The following is a 15,621-nucleotide window of genomic DNA, read 5'->3' on the forward strand; positions in this document are numbered from 1 at the left end:
CGCCGTACCGACTGAACACGCTCACATTGCCCTTTCGCAGGAGGCCGTCGGGTGCACGAATCTGGCGGCGGTAGAAGTCGTGGTCGTAGCCGCGGTCGGCGTAGAGCACGTAGGGGCGGCGGGGCCGTCCGCGCTTGCCGCGAATCGGCGGCACGGCGCGTGGATCAGCGGCAGGAGCTGGGTGACGTCGTTGCGGTTGCCGCCGGTCACGGTGGCGGCCGGCGGGATGCCGTTGGCGTCGACGATGACGTGGTGCTTGCTGCCCGTCTTGCCTCGATCCACCAGTGAGGGCCCGGTGGCGTCTCCGCCCTTCAAGGCCCGCAGGTGGGAGCCATCGACGGAGACGCGGGACAGGTCGAGCATGTCGTCGGCGCGCAGTTCGGCGAGCAGGAGTTCGTGCACCTGCTGCCACACGCCCGCCTCGTTCCAGTCCCGCAGCCACCGCCAGCACGTCATCCCCGAGCCGAAGCCCAGCTCCTGCGACAGGAACTCCCAGGCTAGGGGTCCTACGCCGGGTCGGCGGGTGGATCCGTGTGCAGGGTGAGGTGGGAGATGTGGCCCGCTTGGATGAGGGGGCCGTGCTGGGTTCCCCCGCTGACGGTGTTGGTCACGGCGCTCCGTTGTGACTCCGCGCGCGCGACGTTCTGGAGGGATGCGAGCAGGTCGCGCAGGTCGTCGCCGGTCGCGGAGTCCGTCTGGAGGAGGTGGCGCAGATAGGCGTACCACTGGCTCCTCGCCTGCGTGTCACCCGCGGCCTCGGCGGCGAGCAGCCTGGCGCGGGCGGCATCGAGGTCCGCGATCTCGGCGCTGCCCGACCCCGTACGCGAGAAGAACCGTCTGACGACCTCGCGGGCGTGGGACCAGGAGTCGGTGACCATGAGCGCGACCAGGGTGGTCGCTCCTGACGCGGCGAGAGCCGTCAGCTCACTCTCCATCGGGGGTCCCCTCGGTCGTGCCGGGGGCGGAAGCCGGTGGCTCACCGCCCTCCGGTGCGAAACCCGTCGGCGGGTGGAGCCTGCGCAGGAGTTCCTCGGCGATCTCGTCCTGGTCCTGGGTCCGCAGGACGTCGGCGAACTGCTTGGCCACCATCGGCCGCCGGTCGTCCTCCTCCGTCATCCCCATGCTGGTGAGGAACGCCTCGAAGAGGTCCGCGGGCATCGGCTCTTGTTCGACGGGAGAAGCCGTTTCCAGCATCTCGTACGCATCGGGCTGTTCGCCGTGCGGCCGGGGCATGAGATCACGCAGTCGTTCCGGTACGTCGGTGTCGTTGGCGGCGGAGGTGAGCCGGGCCAGCAGACCGAGGTCCGCCACGGTCTTCTCCACATGGTCGTCGTGCTTGGCGAGCCACCAGACGACCGCGCTGCCCGTGTCCTTCAGGACGTCCTCGCTCAAGTACTGACGCTTGCTCTGCTCGTACTTCCGCTGGTGTTCCCACACCGCCTTGTCCTTGCGTACATCCGCGAGCTGGGTCAGCCGCTCCTGGTCGTGTTCGCGCAGGACGAGCGTGATGTCCTCCGCCATGGCGTGCAGATGCCCGGCCGGGTCCGGGCTCAATGTGCTGAGCGCCCCGCTCAGTTCGTGCTGGACCAGGGAGGGGCGGCCCGGCTCCCGCTGCTCGGTGATCCGGCGTGCTCGGTCCAGCACCGTTTCGACCGCGAGACCGGCCGGGTTGAGGACGGGATCGGTGCCGGGCACGTCGAGCGGGTACCACCGCACGGTGGCCGAGAACAAGAAGTCGTAGTCGGCCCACTTGCTCGGCAGGGCCACCCGCCTGATGTGCAGTTCCCTGCGCTCGATGGGCGGATCGGTGCGCTGTTCCTCGACCTCGACCTGCAAGGGTCCGCGCCGTACCGCGGCGACTTTGAACACCACCGCGGGAACTCCGACGAGCAGCACGGCCAGTACGGGCCAGGCCACCGTGGGCCACTCCTGCGTCAGACCGAGGATGGTCAGCAGCAGGCCGCACAAGGTGGTGAGGAAGATGGTCGTCGTCTTGCAGCCGGTCGTCACGGTGTGGTCCCCCTGGATGATGCCGCCCGCGGCGGCGTGGTGTGCGGGCCGAGGCCCTGTGCTGCGGAGATCTTCTGGAGCAACCGGTCGGTGGTCGCGGTGGCCCGCTCGGCTCCCGCGGGGCAGGTGCGCTCGGCGGCTCGGGCGCTCGCGTACAGCGCGGCGAAGGTGGCGCCGCGCTTGCCCTCGCATCGGTCGGCCGCGCCGACGACGAGGTCCAGCAGCAGGTCACCGCGGCGTCCGCTGTCGGTGGCGGCGTGCAGCCAACGTCCCGCGTACCGCTGCCACTTCGCACGCGGGAGCCCGCCCAGCACCGCCTGCCAGCACCTGGTCACGGAGTCCTGTACCCCCCTCTCCTCGATCAGGGCGCGTGAGTTGTCATAGGAGGCGATCAGTGGCTTCGGGTCACAGGCCTCCAGGAAGATGCCCAGTTCGGAGGGCGAGAGGGCGGAGCGTGCCAGGCGGTCGAGCAGCCGTCGGCGCAGACGGCTGCTCGATGCCACCAACTCGCACAGCGCGGTCAGAGCACGGGTGCTGTCGCGCTCGCGGCGAGCCAGGTGGTACAGCCGGACCAGGGCCTGATCAGGGTGGCCGACCGCGATGACGTCCGCGCAGACCTGGACGAGGACCTGTGCGAACTCCCCCTTGAGCTGCTTGACGGCACACCACTGGTAGATCTGTCGGCGGAAACTCCCGCCGTACGCGGGGTGGTTGAGACCGCAGGCCAGTGCGTGGACCGCGGCCTCCAGTCGGGCCCGGCTCGGCGTCGTGGCGCTCCACTCCTCGGCCAGGGACGCCAGGCCTTCCTCGTGCCCGGTCCGCAGATACTGTGCGGCCAGTCGCGCCACCAGGTCGGCGCGCAACTCCCGGGTGACGTGCGGTCCGGTCAGGTCCACGCTGCGCGCCGTCCAGGTGCCGAGATACCGGCGCAGTTCGGGCATGTGGTCCCAGAAGTGAGCACGGATCGCGGTGTCGTAGTCCAGCTCCTTGAACCGTACGTGGCCGTCCGGTCCGGTGCCCGCGGAGACCTCCTTGAACTGCTCGGCAAGATCCTTGCGTTGGAGCAACGGCCGGTCGTCCCAAGGGAACTTGACTGTCCTGAGCAGGAGTTGGGTCGCCTCATGGATGACATCGGCATGGGCGCCGTGCAGCATGGCGAGGGTGATGAGCAAGGCCCGTTGTGGGCCCTCGGCTCGTTCGGCGACAAGTGCGGCGATCGCCTCGCGCCGGTCGTCCCGCGCCCGGTGAGCCGTCTCGCACCACTCCGCGAAGCCGTCGTCGGGGCGCGCCTCGCGGGCCCGGCGCACCAGGTCGGCGAAGGTCGCGACCTCGCGCATCGGCCTCTGCTCGTGCGGGAACTCCTTCAGGAATTCCTTGGCGGTCGGGTCGGACTCGGCCTGTGTGTACTGCTCGTACGGCAGGCCGTGTACGCGGAGGTGGCGCCGGAAGACCCGTACGGGGTCCGGGCGTTCGATCTCGACCCGGTAGAACTGCAAGTCGGAGTCGAGAGCGCTGCCGTGCGGCATGACGACGGCGAGATGGGCCTGCTGGTCGTTCACCGCTTTGCGAAGAGCGGAGAGGTCCGACTGGGCCGCCGTCCAGCGACGGAAGTCGGCGGCCGACAGATCCAGGAGCAGCCGGTCACCGGCTCCGACCAGTCCCAGGTCCCTCAGCGGTAACTCGTCCTCGTCGTCCGGGAGAAGTTCCTGGAAGACGCCGGTGTCCTGGTGGTACTCACGCAGCAGGACGCGAGCCGTCGAGGTCCGGCCGCTTCCCGGGTGTCCGTCCAGGATGACGGTGCCGGTGTCGGCCAGCTTGTCGCGGGCTTCTCCCATGCCGGTCGGGGCGACCAACGCCCGTCGTAGCCAAGCCAGTTGATCATCTGCTACGCGCCGGAAGGCGAACCGGTCCGCGTCGTCCAACTGACCGCCCACGGTGACGTACATATCGCCGATGCCGGTGTGCATGGGGCCTTGGGCGTGACCGACTCGCGTGTAGGGCGACCCGTTCACCCGTTGTCGCCGCCCTCGCGTCGGTCGGGCGCGCCGAACTGGTTCCGGACGTCTCCGTGATGGTCGCCCTCGTAGTACGTCATACCGGCGCCCGAGAAGTTCCGCTGACCCGAGACGTGACGCGAGTTCTGGTAGATGTTCCCGTTTCCCGTGTGCACGGGTCCGTTGGATCCCTTGATGACGGTCCCGCCGACGTCTCCGGTGAAGTCCCGGCTCTGTACGGCTGTTCCGTTGATGTCTCCGGTCGAGTTCGTCACCGAGCCGGGCACGAGCGTCGTGGCGGCGTCCCGGTCCAGGTCGTGCAGTTTGGCCAGCTCGGCCACCAGGTCGCCGAGGCGCTTCAGTCCCGTCTCGGTGTCGTGCCCGTCGAACGGGATGGACTGGAGGTCGGCCAAGTACGCGAGTTCCGCCGGCAGTCGGTCTCGGCTGAGGCGGTCCGTCTTCCGGCCGTCCAGTACGGGGACGACCGGGATCTCACACGTGAACGCCTCCAGGATCTCCTTGCGTACCCAGTCCTCCGGGTCGCACAGCCGGTTCTGGAAGTTCGTCCAGTCCGGCCCGATGACCGCCAGGACCACGGAACTGCTCCGCAGCCCCTTCAACAGGTCGGCGGGGTAAGGGTTTCCGGGGGCGATGGACTTCGACGCACGGAAGATGCGATCGCGTCCGAAGCGGCGCGACAACTCGTGGTCGATCAGGGCCGCGGTCTTGTCGCCGTCGCCCGTACGGTAGTTGATGAAGACGTCGGTCATGGTGATGCTCCTCGTCCAGATGGTGGAAGCGTGCGTTCAGGTGCTGGGCAAGCGTTCGTTCAGGTGATGGGCAGGCGCTTGTTCAGGTGATGGGCAAGCGCTCGTTCAGGTGGTGGGGAAGCGCGTCAACGTGCCGAGGCGAGCCGCCAGTTGACGCACCGCAGCGTGATCGGCGTGGCGGCCCAGGACGCGGGCGAGTCGCCGGAGATCGATCGTGACGGTCGCGGAGCGGACCGCTGCCACTCCGTCGAGCAGCGTCGCCGTCAGCGCACAGGCCTCGTCGATCTCGCCCGCGGACGCGAGAGCCAGCGCTCGCCGTACGCCGTACCGCGACTGGGTTCTCACCGCCTCGGGGGAGACCTGGGCGAGTTGCCGGGTCAGTTCCTCGGCCGCCTGCTGCGGTCGGCCGAGGTCGAACAGGCACCAGCCGGTGACCATGCCGACCGAGTCGGGCAGGTGCATGCTGCCGATCACCGGGGTGTCGGCGTCGTTCTCCTGGCGGGCCAGCAGGGTCCGGGCCCGGTCCAGAGCACGGAAACAGGCGTCGTACTGGCCGGCGAGCGCGTGCCCCTGCGCCTCACGCTGCGCGGCCAGTCCGCGGATGCGCGGCGGGAGCGTGTCCTGCTGCGCGCGCCGGGCCAGCGCGACCGTCTGCTCCGCGTCCTCCTGGTACAGCGTGACCAACGCGCGGCGGACCAGCGCATATCCGGAGAGCGCCTGGTCACCGGCCGCTCCGGCGAGATCGACCGCGCGTTGTGTCCACCACAGTGCCGCTCGTTCGTCTCCGGTCTCCTGCACCAGCCATCCGATGTACTCGGCGTAGCGGGAGCCGAGGGCCAGCAGCTTGCCGCGCATACGGGGGTCGGCGTGCATGGACAGTTCCCGTAACGTGTGCGTCTGCGCGATCAGGCCCGGCAGCAGGAACCCGGGCTCCACGCTCTGGCCGAGCCGTCGGTAGTGCGTGAACAGCGAGCGGGACGCTTCGAGCATGCTGCCCCCGGCGGCCGGGGAGACGGCCCCCTGGCCACTCACACTCCAGCTCATCAGCGAGGCGGCACCCGCACCGACGACCTGTCGTCGGCCCATGGGCTGGAACCAGCTCGAACCGTCCTGAGACAGTCGCATCATCCACTCCTCCTCATCGAAGCCACTGGGTGCCACCGCCTCCGGCGTCCCGGCAGCGGGCGCGGCGACCAGGGCGATCAGCGCTCCGTCGGCTCGTAGAGCCGCGTCGCACAGTCGGGCGAGGTCACGGCTGGGCGCCTTGAGGCCTCGTTCGACCTTGCTGAGCTGTGCCTTGCTGTAGTGCACGGCGGCGGAGAGCGCGGTGAGGCTGAGACCGGCCTCCAGACGCCGTTTCCTCAACTCCTCACCGAAGCGGGTGGACGGCTGCGGCACGAAGAACCTCCATGACCGTCCGTCCAGGTAAACGGGGTTGCCGCACGAAAGCGTGCGGCAACCCCGACGGGACGGACAAGGCGAACGGTGCTGTTTCCCGTTTCCTTTCCCGTGGACGCGACGCGGTATGAGGCCGACGCGGCGCGGTGCGAGGCGTTCGGGCTCCGGTGGCCGGAACCGGTGGAGGCGTCTGAGCGCACCCCGCCTTCCGCTGCCGAGTTAGGTACGCCTAGCCTTGGTTCGTCCGAACGGACGCTAGGGAGGATGTCCATGCGCCTGCGCGACTGCGCCCCGGGAGACCGGCTCACCCTGCGTCGTCTCCGCGTACGCGCCGGAGAACGGCTGCGGCTGCTGGAACTCGGCTTCGTACCGGGTGCGCTGCTGCACGTGATCGCCCGCGGAGCCACCGGCGGGCTGCTGGTGGGCCTGGGTGACGCACGGGTCGCCCTCGACGGCGCCACCGCGGGCGCGCTGCTGGTCGAGCCGGACGTGGCCCGCTGATGGCGCTCCAGGACCGGGCCGCCGGACTGCGCCGCGCCACCCGCGCCACGATGCTGGAGAAGCCCTGCTGCGACCCGGTGGAGGACGCCGGAGACGTCGCCGTCCGCGGCGAGGTGCCCCGGGTGGCCCTCGTGGGCAACCCCAACGTCGGCAAGTCGACCCTGTTCAACGCGCTCACCGGCGCCCGCCAGCACGTGGGCAACTGGCCGGGCAAGACCGTTCACGTCGCACGCGGCACCTGGCGCCCGGACAGCACCGCGTACACCGACGGGCTGACCCTGATCGACCTCCCGGGCACCTACAGCCTCGTACCCCGCTCCCCGGACGAGGAACTCACCCGCGACCTGCTCGTGGACCACGGCCTCGACGGCCGTCCCGAAGTGGTCGTGGTGACCGTCGACGCGGCCAACCTCGCCCGCAACCTCTACTTCCTCAGCCAGGTCCTGGACACGGGCGTCCCGGTGGTGGTCGCCCTCACCATGGTCGACGTGGCCCGCGCCCGCGGCCTGAAGGTCTCCGCCGAGTCACTGGCCGACGCCTTGGGCACTCCCGTCGTCGCGGTCCTGCCGCACCAGGGGCAGGGCCTGGACGACCTGGCCGACGCGGTGTGCGCCATGCTCGCGGACCCTCGTCCGCCCCGCCCGGCCGATCTCGGCAGCGCCCTGGAGGAGGAGACCGCGGCGCTCACCTCCCTGGTGGCGGTGGGGCTCGGGGAGCGCTACGCCCCGCGGTGGCTGGCGCTCGCGCTGCTGTGCGGCGAGCCCGTCCCCACCGTCCCCGAGGAGCTGCGCGAGCAGGCCCGCGAGGCCGGGCGACGCCTGCTTCCCGCCGACCCGGAGAGCGCTGCCTCGAAGAGCACGACCCCGGACGGTACGGTCCCGGACACCGACTTCGTAGAACTGCCGGAGGACGACCCCGAGACGCTCGTCGCTGAGGCCCGCTACGCCTGGGCGCACCGGGTGCTCGCCGTCGCCGTCGACCGTCGTGCCGCCGACCGGCCCACCCTGACGGACCGGGTCGACCGGGTGCTGACCTCCCGCTGGCTGGGCATCCCGGTCTTCCTCGCCGTCATGTGGGGCGTCTTCACTGCCACCACCACGCTGGCGGTCCCTCTCCAGGACGGCTTGCAGGCGCTGCTCGACGGCCCGGTGAACCGCGCCGCGACCGCCGCGCTGGAGGCGGTGCACGCACCCGGCTGGCTCTCGGGACTGGTACTGAACGGACTGGTCGGCGGCGTCGGCCAGTTGCTCACCTTCATACCGCTGATGGCGATCATGTTCGTGCTGCTGGCCCTGCTGGAGGACTCCGGCTACATGGCCCGCGCCGCCTTCGTCGTCGACCGGGTGATGCGTCTCATCGGCCTGCCGGGCCGCGCCTTCCTGCCGCTCATCGTCGGCTTCGGCTGCAATGTGCCCGCGCTGGCCGGCACCCGCATCCTCGCCCATCGCGGTCACCGGCTGCTGGTCGGCATGCTCATCCCCTACGTCACCTGTAGTGCCCGGCTGACGGTCTATGTCCTGCTCGCCAGCGTCTTCTTCGGCAGCCGGGCGGGCACCGCGGTCTTCGCCATGTACGTGCTGTCCATCCTGCTGGTCATCGGGATCGGCCGGCTGCTGCGCCGGGTCCTGTTCCGTGACCTCGCGGACGAGCCGCTGGTGCTGGAGCTGCCGCCGTACCGCAGGCCGACCGCGCGGGTGGTGGGCATGCAGTCCTGGCAGAAGCTGAGCGCCTTCCTGCGTACGGCGGGTGGGGTCATCGTCGCCACCGTCGCCGCCGTGTGGCTGCTCTCGGCGATCCCGCTCGGCGGCGGCCAGGGCGGTTTCGGCAAGGTCCCGCTCGAGCACAGCGTCTTCGGCGGCACCGCGCGGACCGTCGCCCCGGCGTTCGAACCGGCCGGGTTCGGCGACTGGCACTCCTCGGCCAGCCTGATCACCGGGTTCGTCGCCAAGGAGGCCGTGGTCTCCACGATGGCGCAGACGTACGAGGTGCAGCAGCCGGGCGACAACCACCACGCGGGCTCGCTCGGCACCGCTCTGCGGTCCACGTTCGACCGCACCTCGCACGGCCACACGGTGCCCGCCGTGCTCGCCTTCATGGTCTTCCTGCTCGCCTACACGCCCTGTATGGCGACACTCGCCGCGCAGCGGGCGGAGATCGGCATGCGGCTCACCTTGCTGGGCACCGGCATCCAACTGGCCGTCGCCTGGCTGCTGGCGGTGGCGGTGTACCAGATCGGAGCGCTGCTGTGGTGAGTCTGCCGTGGCGGCGCCCCGCACCGGCCCCCGCGCCGTCCCCGGTCGGCGGTGGCGCGCTGCGCGCCGTACTCGCCGAGATCCGCGCCGCCCGTGGTGGCGGGGTGAGTCTGGCTGAGGTGGCCCAGCGGGTGGGGGTCAGCCGGGAGGAGGCCGAGGCGATGGTCGAGTACTGGGTCCAGCGCGGCGCCCTCGCCACCACCGACCTCGGCCGGGGCTGCGCCTCCGGCGGCTGCGGCGGCTGCCCGTCCGCCACCGGCGACGGGGCACCCGGCTGCGGGACCGACGGCCCCTCGGGCCCCGTGCTGGTGGCGATCACCGTACGGCCTCGCTCCTGATCATGGGCATACGGACCGTACGGCCTCGCGTCTGATCACGCGGGCCGGCGGAGTCCGATGACCAGGAGGGTGATCGTGGCGACCACCAGGGCGCCCGCCGCCGCCCACCAGGGCCAGTCCGGCGCGTCGTCCGTGCCTGTGCCCGCCGTGCCCGTGTCCGTGTCCGTGTCCGTGTCCGTGTCAGTGGAGGTCACCGGAGGCGCGGAGTTGGGGGAAGCCTCAGAAGCCCCAGAAGCCCCCGTGGTCTCAGAAGCCCCCGTGGCCGGTGGCGACGCGGGCGTGGGCTGGGCGGGAGCCGCCTTGTCGGCGTTGGTGAAGGTGTAGCGGCCCTGCATCGGTGCCCCGTCGGCCGCGACGGTGCGCCAGGTGACCTGGATCCTGCCCCTGGGCAGCGGGCCGACCTTCTGCCGTACCTCGGTGCCCGTCACCGTCGCCGCGCCGTCGCTGTAGGACGTCCCGTCGAGGCCGGCGACCACGACCGTCGTGTACTCCTGGCTGATCGGGCTGTCGAACGTCAGCGTGACCGCGGTGGGTGTCTTCGCCGCCTCGGTGTCGGCGGCCGGGCCGGAGTCGAGCAGTTGCGCGTGCGCCCATGCCGACGGTGCGGGCAGGAAGACCCACAGCAGGGCCAGCAGGAGTGCCGTGAGGGCCGGTACGGAGACCGGACGGGAGAGGGCTCGTCGCTTCACATACCAGTACGTCGGCTCGGGGCGCCCGAAAGTTCCCGCGAATCCGTCGTGAACGCCCGGGAACTTTCGCGCGATCCGCCCCGACTACTGCTGTGACTGCGGGACCGATGCCGCAACCGAACCGAAGAAGGCCGATCACGCCATGCGTACCTCCGCCACCCACTCCGCTCAGGGTCGCTACGCCCGCCTGCGCCTCCTCGCCGCCGCCGTGACCGCCGGGGCGATATCCCTCACCGCCCTCACGGCCTGCGGCTCGAGCGACGACTCGTCCTCGTCGGCGTCCTCGTCCCCCTCCTCCACGGCGAGCACCCCCGCCAAGGCCGCGGCCCCGGTGACCGTGGAGGACCCGTGGGCGAAGGCCGCCGACTCCGGGATGACGGCCGTCTTCGGCACGCTGGTCAACACCACCGACGCCAAGGTCACCGTGGTGTCCGCGACTTCGACCGTCTCGAAGAAGACGGAGCTGCACGAAGTCGCCGACGTCGAGGGCAAGCCCGTCATGCGGCCCAAGAAGGGCGGCTTCGTCATCCCCGCCCAGGGCCACCACCAACTCCAGCCCGGCGCCGACCACTTGATGCTGATGGGGCTGGACAAGGCGGTGAAGCCGGGTGACGAGGTCACCGTGACCCTGACGCTCAAGGACGGCAAGACCGTGCGCTTCACCTCCGTCGCCAAGGCGTTCGCGGGCGGCAAGGAGAACTACAGCTCCGACATGAAGTCCGGCATGGACTCCGACATGAAGAAGGGCTGACCTCCCGGCCATGGACGACACCCCCATCGACCCCGCCCCGGCCGCCACCGCGGCCGAGGGCACCGCCGGGGTCAGCCGCCGCCGAGTGCTGACCGGCGGCGCGCTCACCGTCGGCGGGGCCCTGGCCGGAGCCGGCATCGGCGTCGCCGCGACCGGCGACAGCGGCGACCCGGCCCCCGCCCCTGGCGCAGCACGACCGAAGGAGGCCGCGTACGGCGCGCAGAAGGTCCCCTTCCACGGACGGCATCAGGCGGGCATCGCCACCCCGGCCCAGGCCCACGGTGTGTTCCTCGGCTTCGAGTTGGCCAAGACGGTGGACCGCGCGGCCCTCGGCCGGATGATGCGCCTGCTCACCGACGACGCCGTACGGCTCACCCGGGGCCAGGCGGCGCTCGCCGACACCGAGGCGGAACTCGCGGCGCTCCCGGCCCGGTTGACCGTCACCTTCGGGTTCGGCCCCGGTCTCTTCAAGGCCGCCGGACTCGACGACCAGCGGCCCGCGTCGCTCACGCCCCTGCCCCACTTCCCCATCGACCGGCTCCAGGACCGCTGGAGCGGCGGCGATCTGCTGATCCAGATCTGCGCCGACGACCCGCTCACCGTCGCGCACGCCCAGCGGATGCTCACCAAGGACGCGCGCACGTTCGCCCGGCTGCGCTGGTCCCAGCGCGGCTTCCGCCGCGGTCGCGGCGTCCAGAGCGACGGCGTCACCCAGCACAACCTCATGGGCCAGCTCGACGGCACCGCCAACCCGCCGCCCGGTGGCGACGTCTTCACCAGGTCCGTGTGGACGGACAGCGGCCCCGCCTGGCTGCGCGGCGGCGGCACGACCCTCGTTCTGCGGCGCATCCGTATGGAGTTGGAGACCTGGGACGCCGCCGACACCAAGGCCAAGGAGTTCACGGTCGGCAGACGGCTCGGCAGCGGCGCCCCGCTCACCGGCACGGTGGAGGCCGACGCGCCGGACTTCGACGCCAAGGACAAGCTCGGCTTCCCGGTGATCTCCGAGTTCGCCCACATCCGCCGGGCGCATGTGGAGGACGACCGGCTGCGGATCTTCCGTAGGCCCTACAACTACGACGACGCCCCGGCCGCCGACGGACGGCCCGACACCGGGCTGCTGTTCGCTGCCTTCCAGCGGGACATCGGCGAACAGTTCCTGCCGATCCAGCGTCGGCTCGCGTCCTCCGATCTCCTCAACCAGTGGACCACCCCGATCGGTTCCGCGGTCTTCGCGATCCCGCCCGGCTGCGCACCGGGCGGCTGGGTCGGCGAGAGCCTGCTGGGGTAGCCCGCCGCGCGGCCGAGGAGCAGCCGCCTGCCGAGATTCCGGGTCACGGAAGAGTTGCACGTGATCCGGAATATCCTCTTCCGGGTTCTCGGCGGTGCCGTCATCGGCACAATGGCAAGGGTGTCGGACTTCAGTGAACTCCAGTTGGCGGACGGGACGCCCGTCCGGTTCCAGCTCATTCCGCAGGACGGCGAGGTCGACCTCGCGGAACCGGCCGAGGACCTCCCGGAAGGCATGGGGGCCACGGTTCCGGTGTCCCGGGGCGGGCGGCGCGTCGCCGACCGCGCCGTCGAGACCGTACGTACCGCGCTGCGGCCGTTGGGGCCGATCGTCCAGGAGATCCACGACGCCGTGGTGAGTACGGACAAGCCGCCCCAGGAGATCAACGTCACCTTCGGCGTGCAGATCGGGCAGGATCTCAAGCTGGGCTTCGTCGCGGGGAACGGGCAGGCTCATCTGACCGTCTCGGCCACCTGGCGGCCCGCGCCCGCCGAGGACTGACGGATGGGCTGGTTCATGAAGGCGGGCCCCTCGGCCGCGGCGGACCCGCGTCACTGCGTGGTCTCCGTGCTGGAGCCCGTCCGCTCCCAGAGCGTGGGCGCGGGCGTCCTGCTGACCGCGGACCACCTGCTGACCTGTGCCCACGTCGTCAACGACGCGCTGGGCCGACGACCGTTCGATCCGCGGCACCCGGGCGACGACGCCGTGCCGGTCGCCGTGCACGGCCGGGCCCGCACCTCCAGGATCGACGCCCGGGTGACCCACTGGGTGCCCGCGCGCCGCCGGGACGGCGCACCGGGCGTTCCCGGGGCCAAGGACCACGAGTGGCTGGGCGACCTGGCGGTCCTGCGGCTGGAGTCCGGACCGCGGCACCAGATGCCGCCGCCCCAGTGGCTGCCGATGGCGATCGGCCAGTCGCTGCGCGCCTGGCACAGCAGCGGCAGGAGCCACACCTTCGCGGACGTGCGGGTCAAGTCCTGTGACGAGGCGGTCGGTTACGTCGACGGCGACGCCACCGGCATGGCCATCGGCCCCTCGTACAGCGGCTGCCCGCTGTGGTCGCTCGCGGACAACGCGGTGGTGGGCATCATCGCCGGACATGTCATGCCGCCCCACGACCCGGTCACCGGCCGACCGCTGCCCCACAGCTCCCAGCACGTCGCACGGCGTAGCTGGAGCATCCCCTGGCAACGCATCGAGGCCGAGCTGAGGACGGTCGGCGCGGGCACGCTGTTCGAGACTCCGGAACCCGACCCGGACGATCCGGCGTACGAGATGCTCGAAGACCTGCTGGACCGGTACATGCCGGCCTCGGGGCTGCGCATCGAGCACGCGCGCGCCGTCGCGGAACACTGCGGATACGAAGTCCACGACAGTCTGTCCGCGCCCACCACCGAGGAGTTCACGGCGCTGCTGCTGACGGAGCCGCGGGCGCTGGCCGCGCTGACGGAGGTGCTCCACCGACGGGAACCCTCGGCGGTGCCCCCGCTGCTGGCGGCCGGCCGGATGTCACAGGTGCCCCGGCTGCTGTCCCCCCGGGAGCACCACAAGCTGACGCGCCATCTGGACGCCCTGCCCGCGCCGTTGCGGAACCGGCTGCCCGAAGTGGCGCGTGCCGCACTGCCGTTGGCCGCCGCGCTGCCCACGGGCGAGGACGCCAAGAGGCTCCTGGACCACCTGGAGTGCCTCACCGGCGACAGCCGTACCGACGCCGACGGTCTGCGGGTGCCGGGGCTGCTGCGCGTGGTGGAGTACCTGGCCGCGCTCGTGCCGTCCGCGCAGCAGGCGTCCCTGCGGCTGTGGACGATGTCCGTCGTGGACCGGCTGGGCATCCCCCACACCTCGCTCCTGGAACGCCGCACGGACGCCGAGGAGTGGGCGCGCGCGGCGCGCGGGCGGACGGCCGCGACCTGGGTGACGGCCCGGGTGGAGCGGGCCGGTGCGGACCGCTATCGGTTACGGGTGTGGTGCGACGAGGGCGGTGGCCTCCGCCGGACGACGACGGACACCGAGGCCACCCGCTCGGGTGCGGAGGTGGCCCGCGAGCTGCTCGGGGTGCTGGAGTCGCTGTACCGGGCAGCGCCGGACCGGGACCGGCCGGTGCTGGAACTCCTGGTCGGACGGGACGAGTTGAACCTGGCCGTGGACGAGTGGGGCATGGCCGACCCCGAAGGCCATCAGTTCGGGCCCGACGAACTGCCGGGGGTGCTCGGCGCCGAGTTCCCCGTCGTCGTCACCTGCCCGGAACTCCTGCGCCGTCACGAACGTTTCCATCCCGACTGGCGCCACCGCTGGAGACTTCTCGACTCGGACGCGCTGTTGACGTTCGACGACCCCTCGCAGGGCCGCAGTGAGGTCTATGGCGCCCTGTTGGCCGAGAAGGACGCCGTCCGGGTCGCCGTGGACGTTCCCCCGCGTTCACGTGACGAGATCGTGCAGACCTGCCTGCTGATGGGGGTGCCCGTGGTGATGTGGGACCGCGAGCGGGTCGACCGCTCCCCTGCCCTGGCCCGGCTGTCACCGGTGCCGGTGCGCACACTGCCGGAGGGCACGCGCGCGTACCGGGCGATGCGGCTGGGCAGTCCCCATCAGTACGCGGGCCGCCCCGTCCTCGCCTGGTCGGACGCGGACCGCTCGTTGCCCCGGCTGCAACTGGCAGAACCCCAGGAGAACGGATGACCACGTCGGCACACGGCAGTTGGCGGATCTTTCGCGGGGACGGGGTGGCCCGCCCGGTCACCATGCCGCCCGCCCCGCCCTGGCGGCGCTTCAGCCCCGGCGGGCGTACGGCCGGACCACTGCCCTATCTGGTCGCGCCAGAGCACGCGGACATCGTCAACGCGGCCCTGCATCTGCGCCGCCCGCTGCTCGTGACCGGCCCGGCGGGCACGGGCAAGTCCTCACTGGCCCGCGCGGTGGCGCATGAGCTGAGCCTCGGCGAACTGCTGCGCTGGCCGGTCAACAGCCGCTCCAGCGTGCACGAGGCGCTCTACCAGTACGACGCGATCGGGCGGTTGCGGGAGACCACGCTGAGCCGGGACCGGGGCGAGGCGGAACCCTCCATCGGCACGTTCATCCGGCTCGGCCCGCTCGGCACCGCGCTCGCCCCGCACCGCACCCCGCGCGCCCTGCTCGTGGACGAGATGGACAAGGGGGACGTGGACCTGCCCAACGATCTGCTGACGGTGTTCGAGGAGGGCGTCTTCGAGATTCCCGAACTCGCCCGGCTGCCCGAGGAGTCGGCCGAGGTGGACGTGCTGACGGCCGACCACCGCGGTCTTGTGACGGTGCGTCAGGGCCGCGTGGAGTGCGCCGAGTTCCCTGTCGTCATCATCACCAGCAACGGCGAACGCGACTTCCCGCCCGCCTTCCTGCGCCGCTGTATCCGGCTCGATCTGCCGATGCCCGACGAGGAGCGGCTGCGGTCCATCGTCGCCGCGCATCTCGGACCGGAGATCCTGCCGGACGTGGACGACCTGCTCCAGGCGTTCCTGCGCCGCCGCGCCCCTGGTGAACTCGCCACCGACCAACTCCTCAACGCGGTGTTCCTGCGCACGGGTGGCGTGGACCTGGACGCCGACGGGCTGCTGGACGCCGTCCTGCACCAGCTCACGGGAACGGTCTGAG

14 protein-coding genes and 1 pseudogene are annotated in these 15,621 nt (G+C 71.3%); 8 read left to right on the forward strand and 7 right to left on the reverse strand.

What is annotated here, in order from left to right:
- Window positions 1-55 precede the first annotated feature (55 nt).
- The 6 genes and pseudogenes from ACZ60T_RS04170 to ACZ60T_RS04195 form a co-directional block, all read right to left on the reverse strand.
- Window positions 56-501, reverse strand: a pseudogene (locus ACZ60T_RS04170) (transposase); the annotation flags it as partial.
- Between the two features lie 5 nt (window positions 502-506).
- Window positions 507-935 carry a hypothetical protein gene (locus tag ACZ60T_RS04175; protein WP_365630932.1) on the reverse strand — a complete coding sequence of 143 codons (429 nt, stop codon included), beginning with the start codon at window positions 933-935 and terminating at the stop codon, window positions 507-509.
- Complete coding sequence (locus ACZ60T_RS04180) at window positions 925-2,010, reverse strand: hypothetical protein (protein WP_469664250.1); 1,086 nt, start codon at window positions 2,008-2,010, stop codon at window positions 925-927. The genes ACZ60T_RS04175 and ACZ60T_RS04180 overlap by 11 nt, the downstream gene beginning before the upstream one ends.
- Window positions 2,007-3,977 carry a hypothetical protein gene (locus tag ACZ60T_RS04185; RefSeq protein ID WP_469664252.1) on the reverse strand — a complete coding sequence of 657 codons (1,971 nt, stop codon included), beginning with the start codon at window positions 3,975-3,977 and terminating at the stop codon, window positions 2,007-2,009. The genes ACZ60T_RS04180 and ACZ60T_RS04185 overlap by 4 nt, the downstream gene beginning before the upstream one ends.
- A gap of 41 nt (window positions 3,978-4,018) precedes the next feature.
- Window positions 4,019-4,774, reverse strand: coding sequence for a toll/interleukin-1 receptor domain-containing protein (locus ACZ60T_RS04190; RefSeq protein ID WP_469664254.1), 756 nt, complete (start codon window positions 4,772-4,774; stop codon window positions 4,019-4,021).
- 105 nt (window positions 4,775-4,879) lie between these two features.
- The gene (locus tag ACZ60T_RS04195; protein ID WP_469664256.1) at window positions 4,880-6,172 is read right to left on the reverse strand and encodes a helix-turn-helix domain-containing protein; all 1,293 of its coding nucleotides are present in this window, start codon (window positions 6,170-6,172) and stop codon (window positions 4,880-4,882) included.
- A 270-nt stretch (window positions 6,173-6,442) separates the two neighbouring features.
- Here ACZ60T_RS04195 and ACZ60T_RS04200 point away from each other — a divergent pair, with 270 nt between their 5' ends.
- From ACZ60T_RS04200 to ACZ60T_RS04210, 3 genes are read left to right on the forward strand one after another with little or no spacing between them, the layout of a single operon-like run.
- Window positions 6,443-6,673 (forward strand): FeoA family protein, encoded by a 231-nt coding sequence (locus tag ACZ60T_RS04200; protein ID WP_252427355.1) that lies wholly within the window; start codon window positions 6,443-6,445, stop codon window positions 6,671-6,673.
- Window positions 6,673-8,925, forward strand: coding sequence for a ferrous iron transport protein B (gene feoB / locus ACZ60T_RS04205; RefSeq protein ID WP_469664258.1), 2,253 nt, complete (start codon window positions 6,673-6,675; stop codon window positions 8,923-8,925). The genes ACZ60T_RS04200 and feoB overlap by 1 nt, the downstream gene beginning before the upstream one ends.
- On the forward strand, window positions 8,919-9,263 hold the full coding sequence (locus tag ACZ60T_RS04210; protein ID WP_365630946.1) for a FeoC-like transcriptional regulator: 345 nt from the start codon (window positions 8,919-8,921) through the stop codon (window positions 9,261-9,263). The genes feoB and ACZ60T_RS04210 overlap by 7 nt, the downstream gene beginning before the upstream one ends.
- Before the next feature lie 35 nt (window positions 9,264-9,298).
- Here ACZ60T_RS04210 and ACZ60T_RS04215 read toward each other — a convergent pair whose 3' ends face one another.
- Complete coding sequence (locus ACZ60T_RS04215; RefSeq protein ID WP_469664260.1) at window positions 9,299-9,952, reverse strand: copper resistance CopC family protein; 654 nt, start codon at window positions 9,950-9,952, stop codon at window positions 9,299-9,301.
- A gap of 142 nt (window positions 9,953-10,094) precedes the next feature.
- Here ACZ60T_RS04215 and ACZ60T_RS04220 point away from each other — a divergent pair, with 142 nt between their 5' ends.
- The 5 genes from ACZ60T_RS04220 (at window position 10,095) to ACZ60T_RS04240 (ending at window position 15,620) form a co-directional block, all read left to right on the forward strand.
- Window positions 10,095-10,703, forward strand: a complete 609-nt coding sequence (locus ACZ60T_RS04220) for a copper chaperone PCu(A)C (protein WP_469664262.1) — start codon at window positions 10,095-10,097, stop codon at window positions 10,701-10,703.
- A gap of 10 nt (window positions 10,704-10,713) precedes the next feature.
- Window positions 10,714-11,994 (forward strand): Dyp-type peroxidase, encoded by a 1,281-nt coding sequence (locus ACZ60T_RS04225; RefSeq protein WP_469664264.1) that lies wholly within the window; start codon window positions 10,714-10,716, stop codon window positions 11,992-11,994.
- Window positions 11,995-12,105: 111 nt separating this feature from the next.
- Window positions 12,106-12,495, forward strand: a complete 390-nt coding sequence (locus ACZ60T_RS04230; protein ID WP_469664757.1) for a CU044_2847 family protein — start codon at window positions 12,106-12,108, stop codon at window positions 12,493-12,495.
- A 3-nt stretch (window positions 12,496-12,498) separates the two neighbouring features.
- Complete coding sequence (locus tag ACZ60T_RS04235) at window positions 12,499-14,673, forward strand: VMAP-C domain-containing protein (protein WP_469664266.1); 2,175 nt, start codon at window positions 12,499-12,501, stop codon at window positions 14,671-14,673.
- The gene (locus ACZ60T_RS04240; protein ID WP_365630958.1) at window positions 14,670-15,620 is read left to right on the forward strand and encodes an AAA family ATPase; all 951 of its coding nucleotides are present in this window, start codon (window positions 14,670-14,672) and stop codon (window positions 15,618-15,620) included. The genes ACZ60T_RS04235 and ACZ60T_RS04240 overlap by 4 nt, the downstream gene beginning before the upstream one ends.
- The last annotated feature ends 1 nt before the right edge of the window (window position 15,621 follow it).

The sequence above is a fragment of the Streptomyces sp. NPDC104371 genome (genome assembly GCF_055583785.1).

Coding starts and splice junctions, on each gene's coding strand:
- ACZ60T_RS04175 (WP_365630932.1), bottom strand. CDS start 935: ATGGAGAGTGAGCTGACGGCTCTCGCCGCGTCAGGAGCGACCACCCTG.
- ACZ60T_RS04185 (WP_469664252.1), bottom strand. CDS start 3,977: ATGCACACCGGCATCGGCGATATGTACGTCACCGTGGGCGGTCAGTTG.
- ACZ60T_RS04190 (WP_469664254.1), bottom strand. CDS start 4,774: ATGACCGACGTCTTCATCAACTACCGTACGGGCGACGGCGACAAGACC.
- ACZ60T_RS04200 (WP_252427355.1), top strand. CDS start 6,443: ATGCGCCTGCGCGACTGCGCCCCGGGAGACCGGCTCACCCTGCGTCGT.
- feoB (WP_469664258.1), top strand. CDS start 6,673: ATGGCGCTCCAGGACCGGGCCGCCGGACTGCGCCGCGCCACCCGCGCC.
- ACZ60T_RS04220 (WP_469664262.1), top strand. CDS start 10,095: ATGCGTACCTCCGCCACCCACTCCGCTCAGGGTCGCTACGCCCGCCTG.
- ACZ60T_RS04225 (WP_469664264.1), top strand. CDS start 10,714: ATGGACGACACCCCCATCGACCCCGCCCCGGCCGCCACCGCGGCCGAG.
- ACZ60T_RS04230 (WP_469664757.1), top strand. CDS start 12,106: ATGGCAAGGGTGTCGGACTTCAGTGAACTCCAGTTGGCGGACGGGACG.
- ACZ60T_RS04235 (WP_469664266.1), top strand. CDS start 12,499: ATGGGCTGGTTCATGAAGGCGGGCCCCTCGGCCGCGGCGGACCCGCGT.
- ACZ60T_RS04240 (WP_365630958.1), top strand. CDS start 14,670: ATGACCACGTCGGCACACGGCAGTTGGCGGATCTTTCGCGGGGACGGG.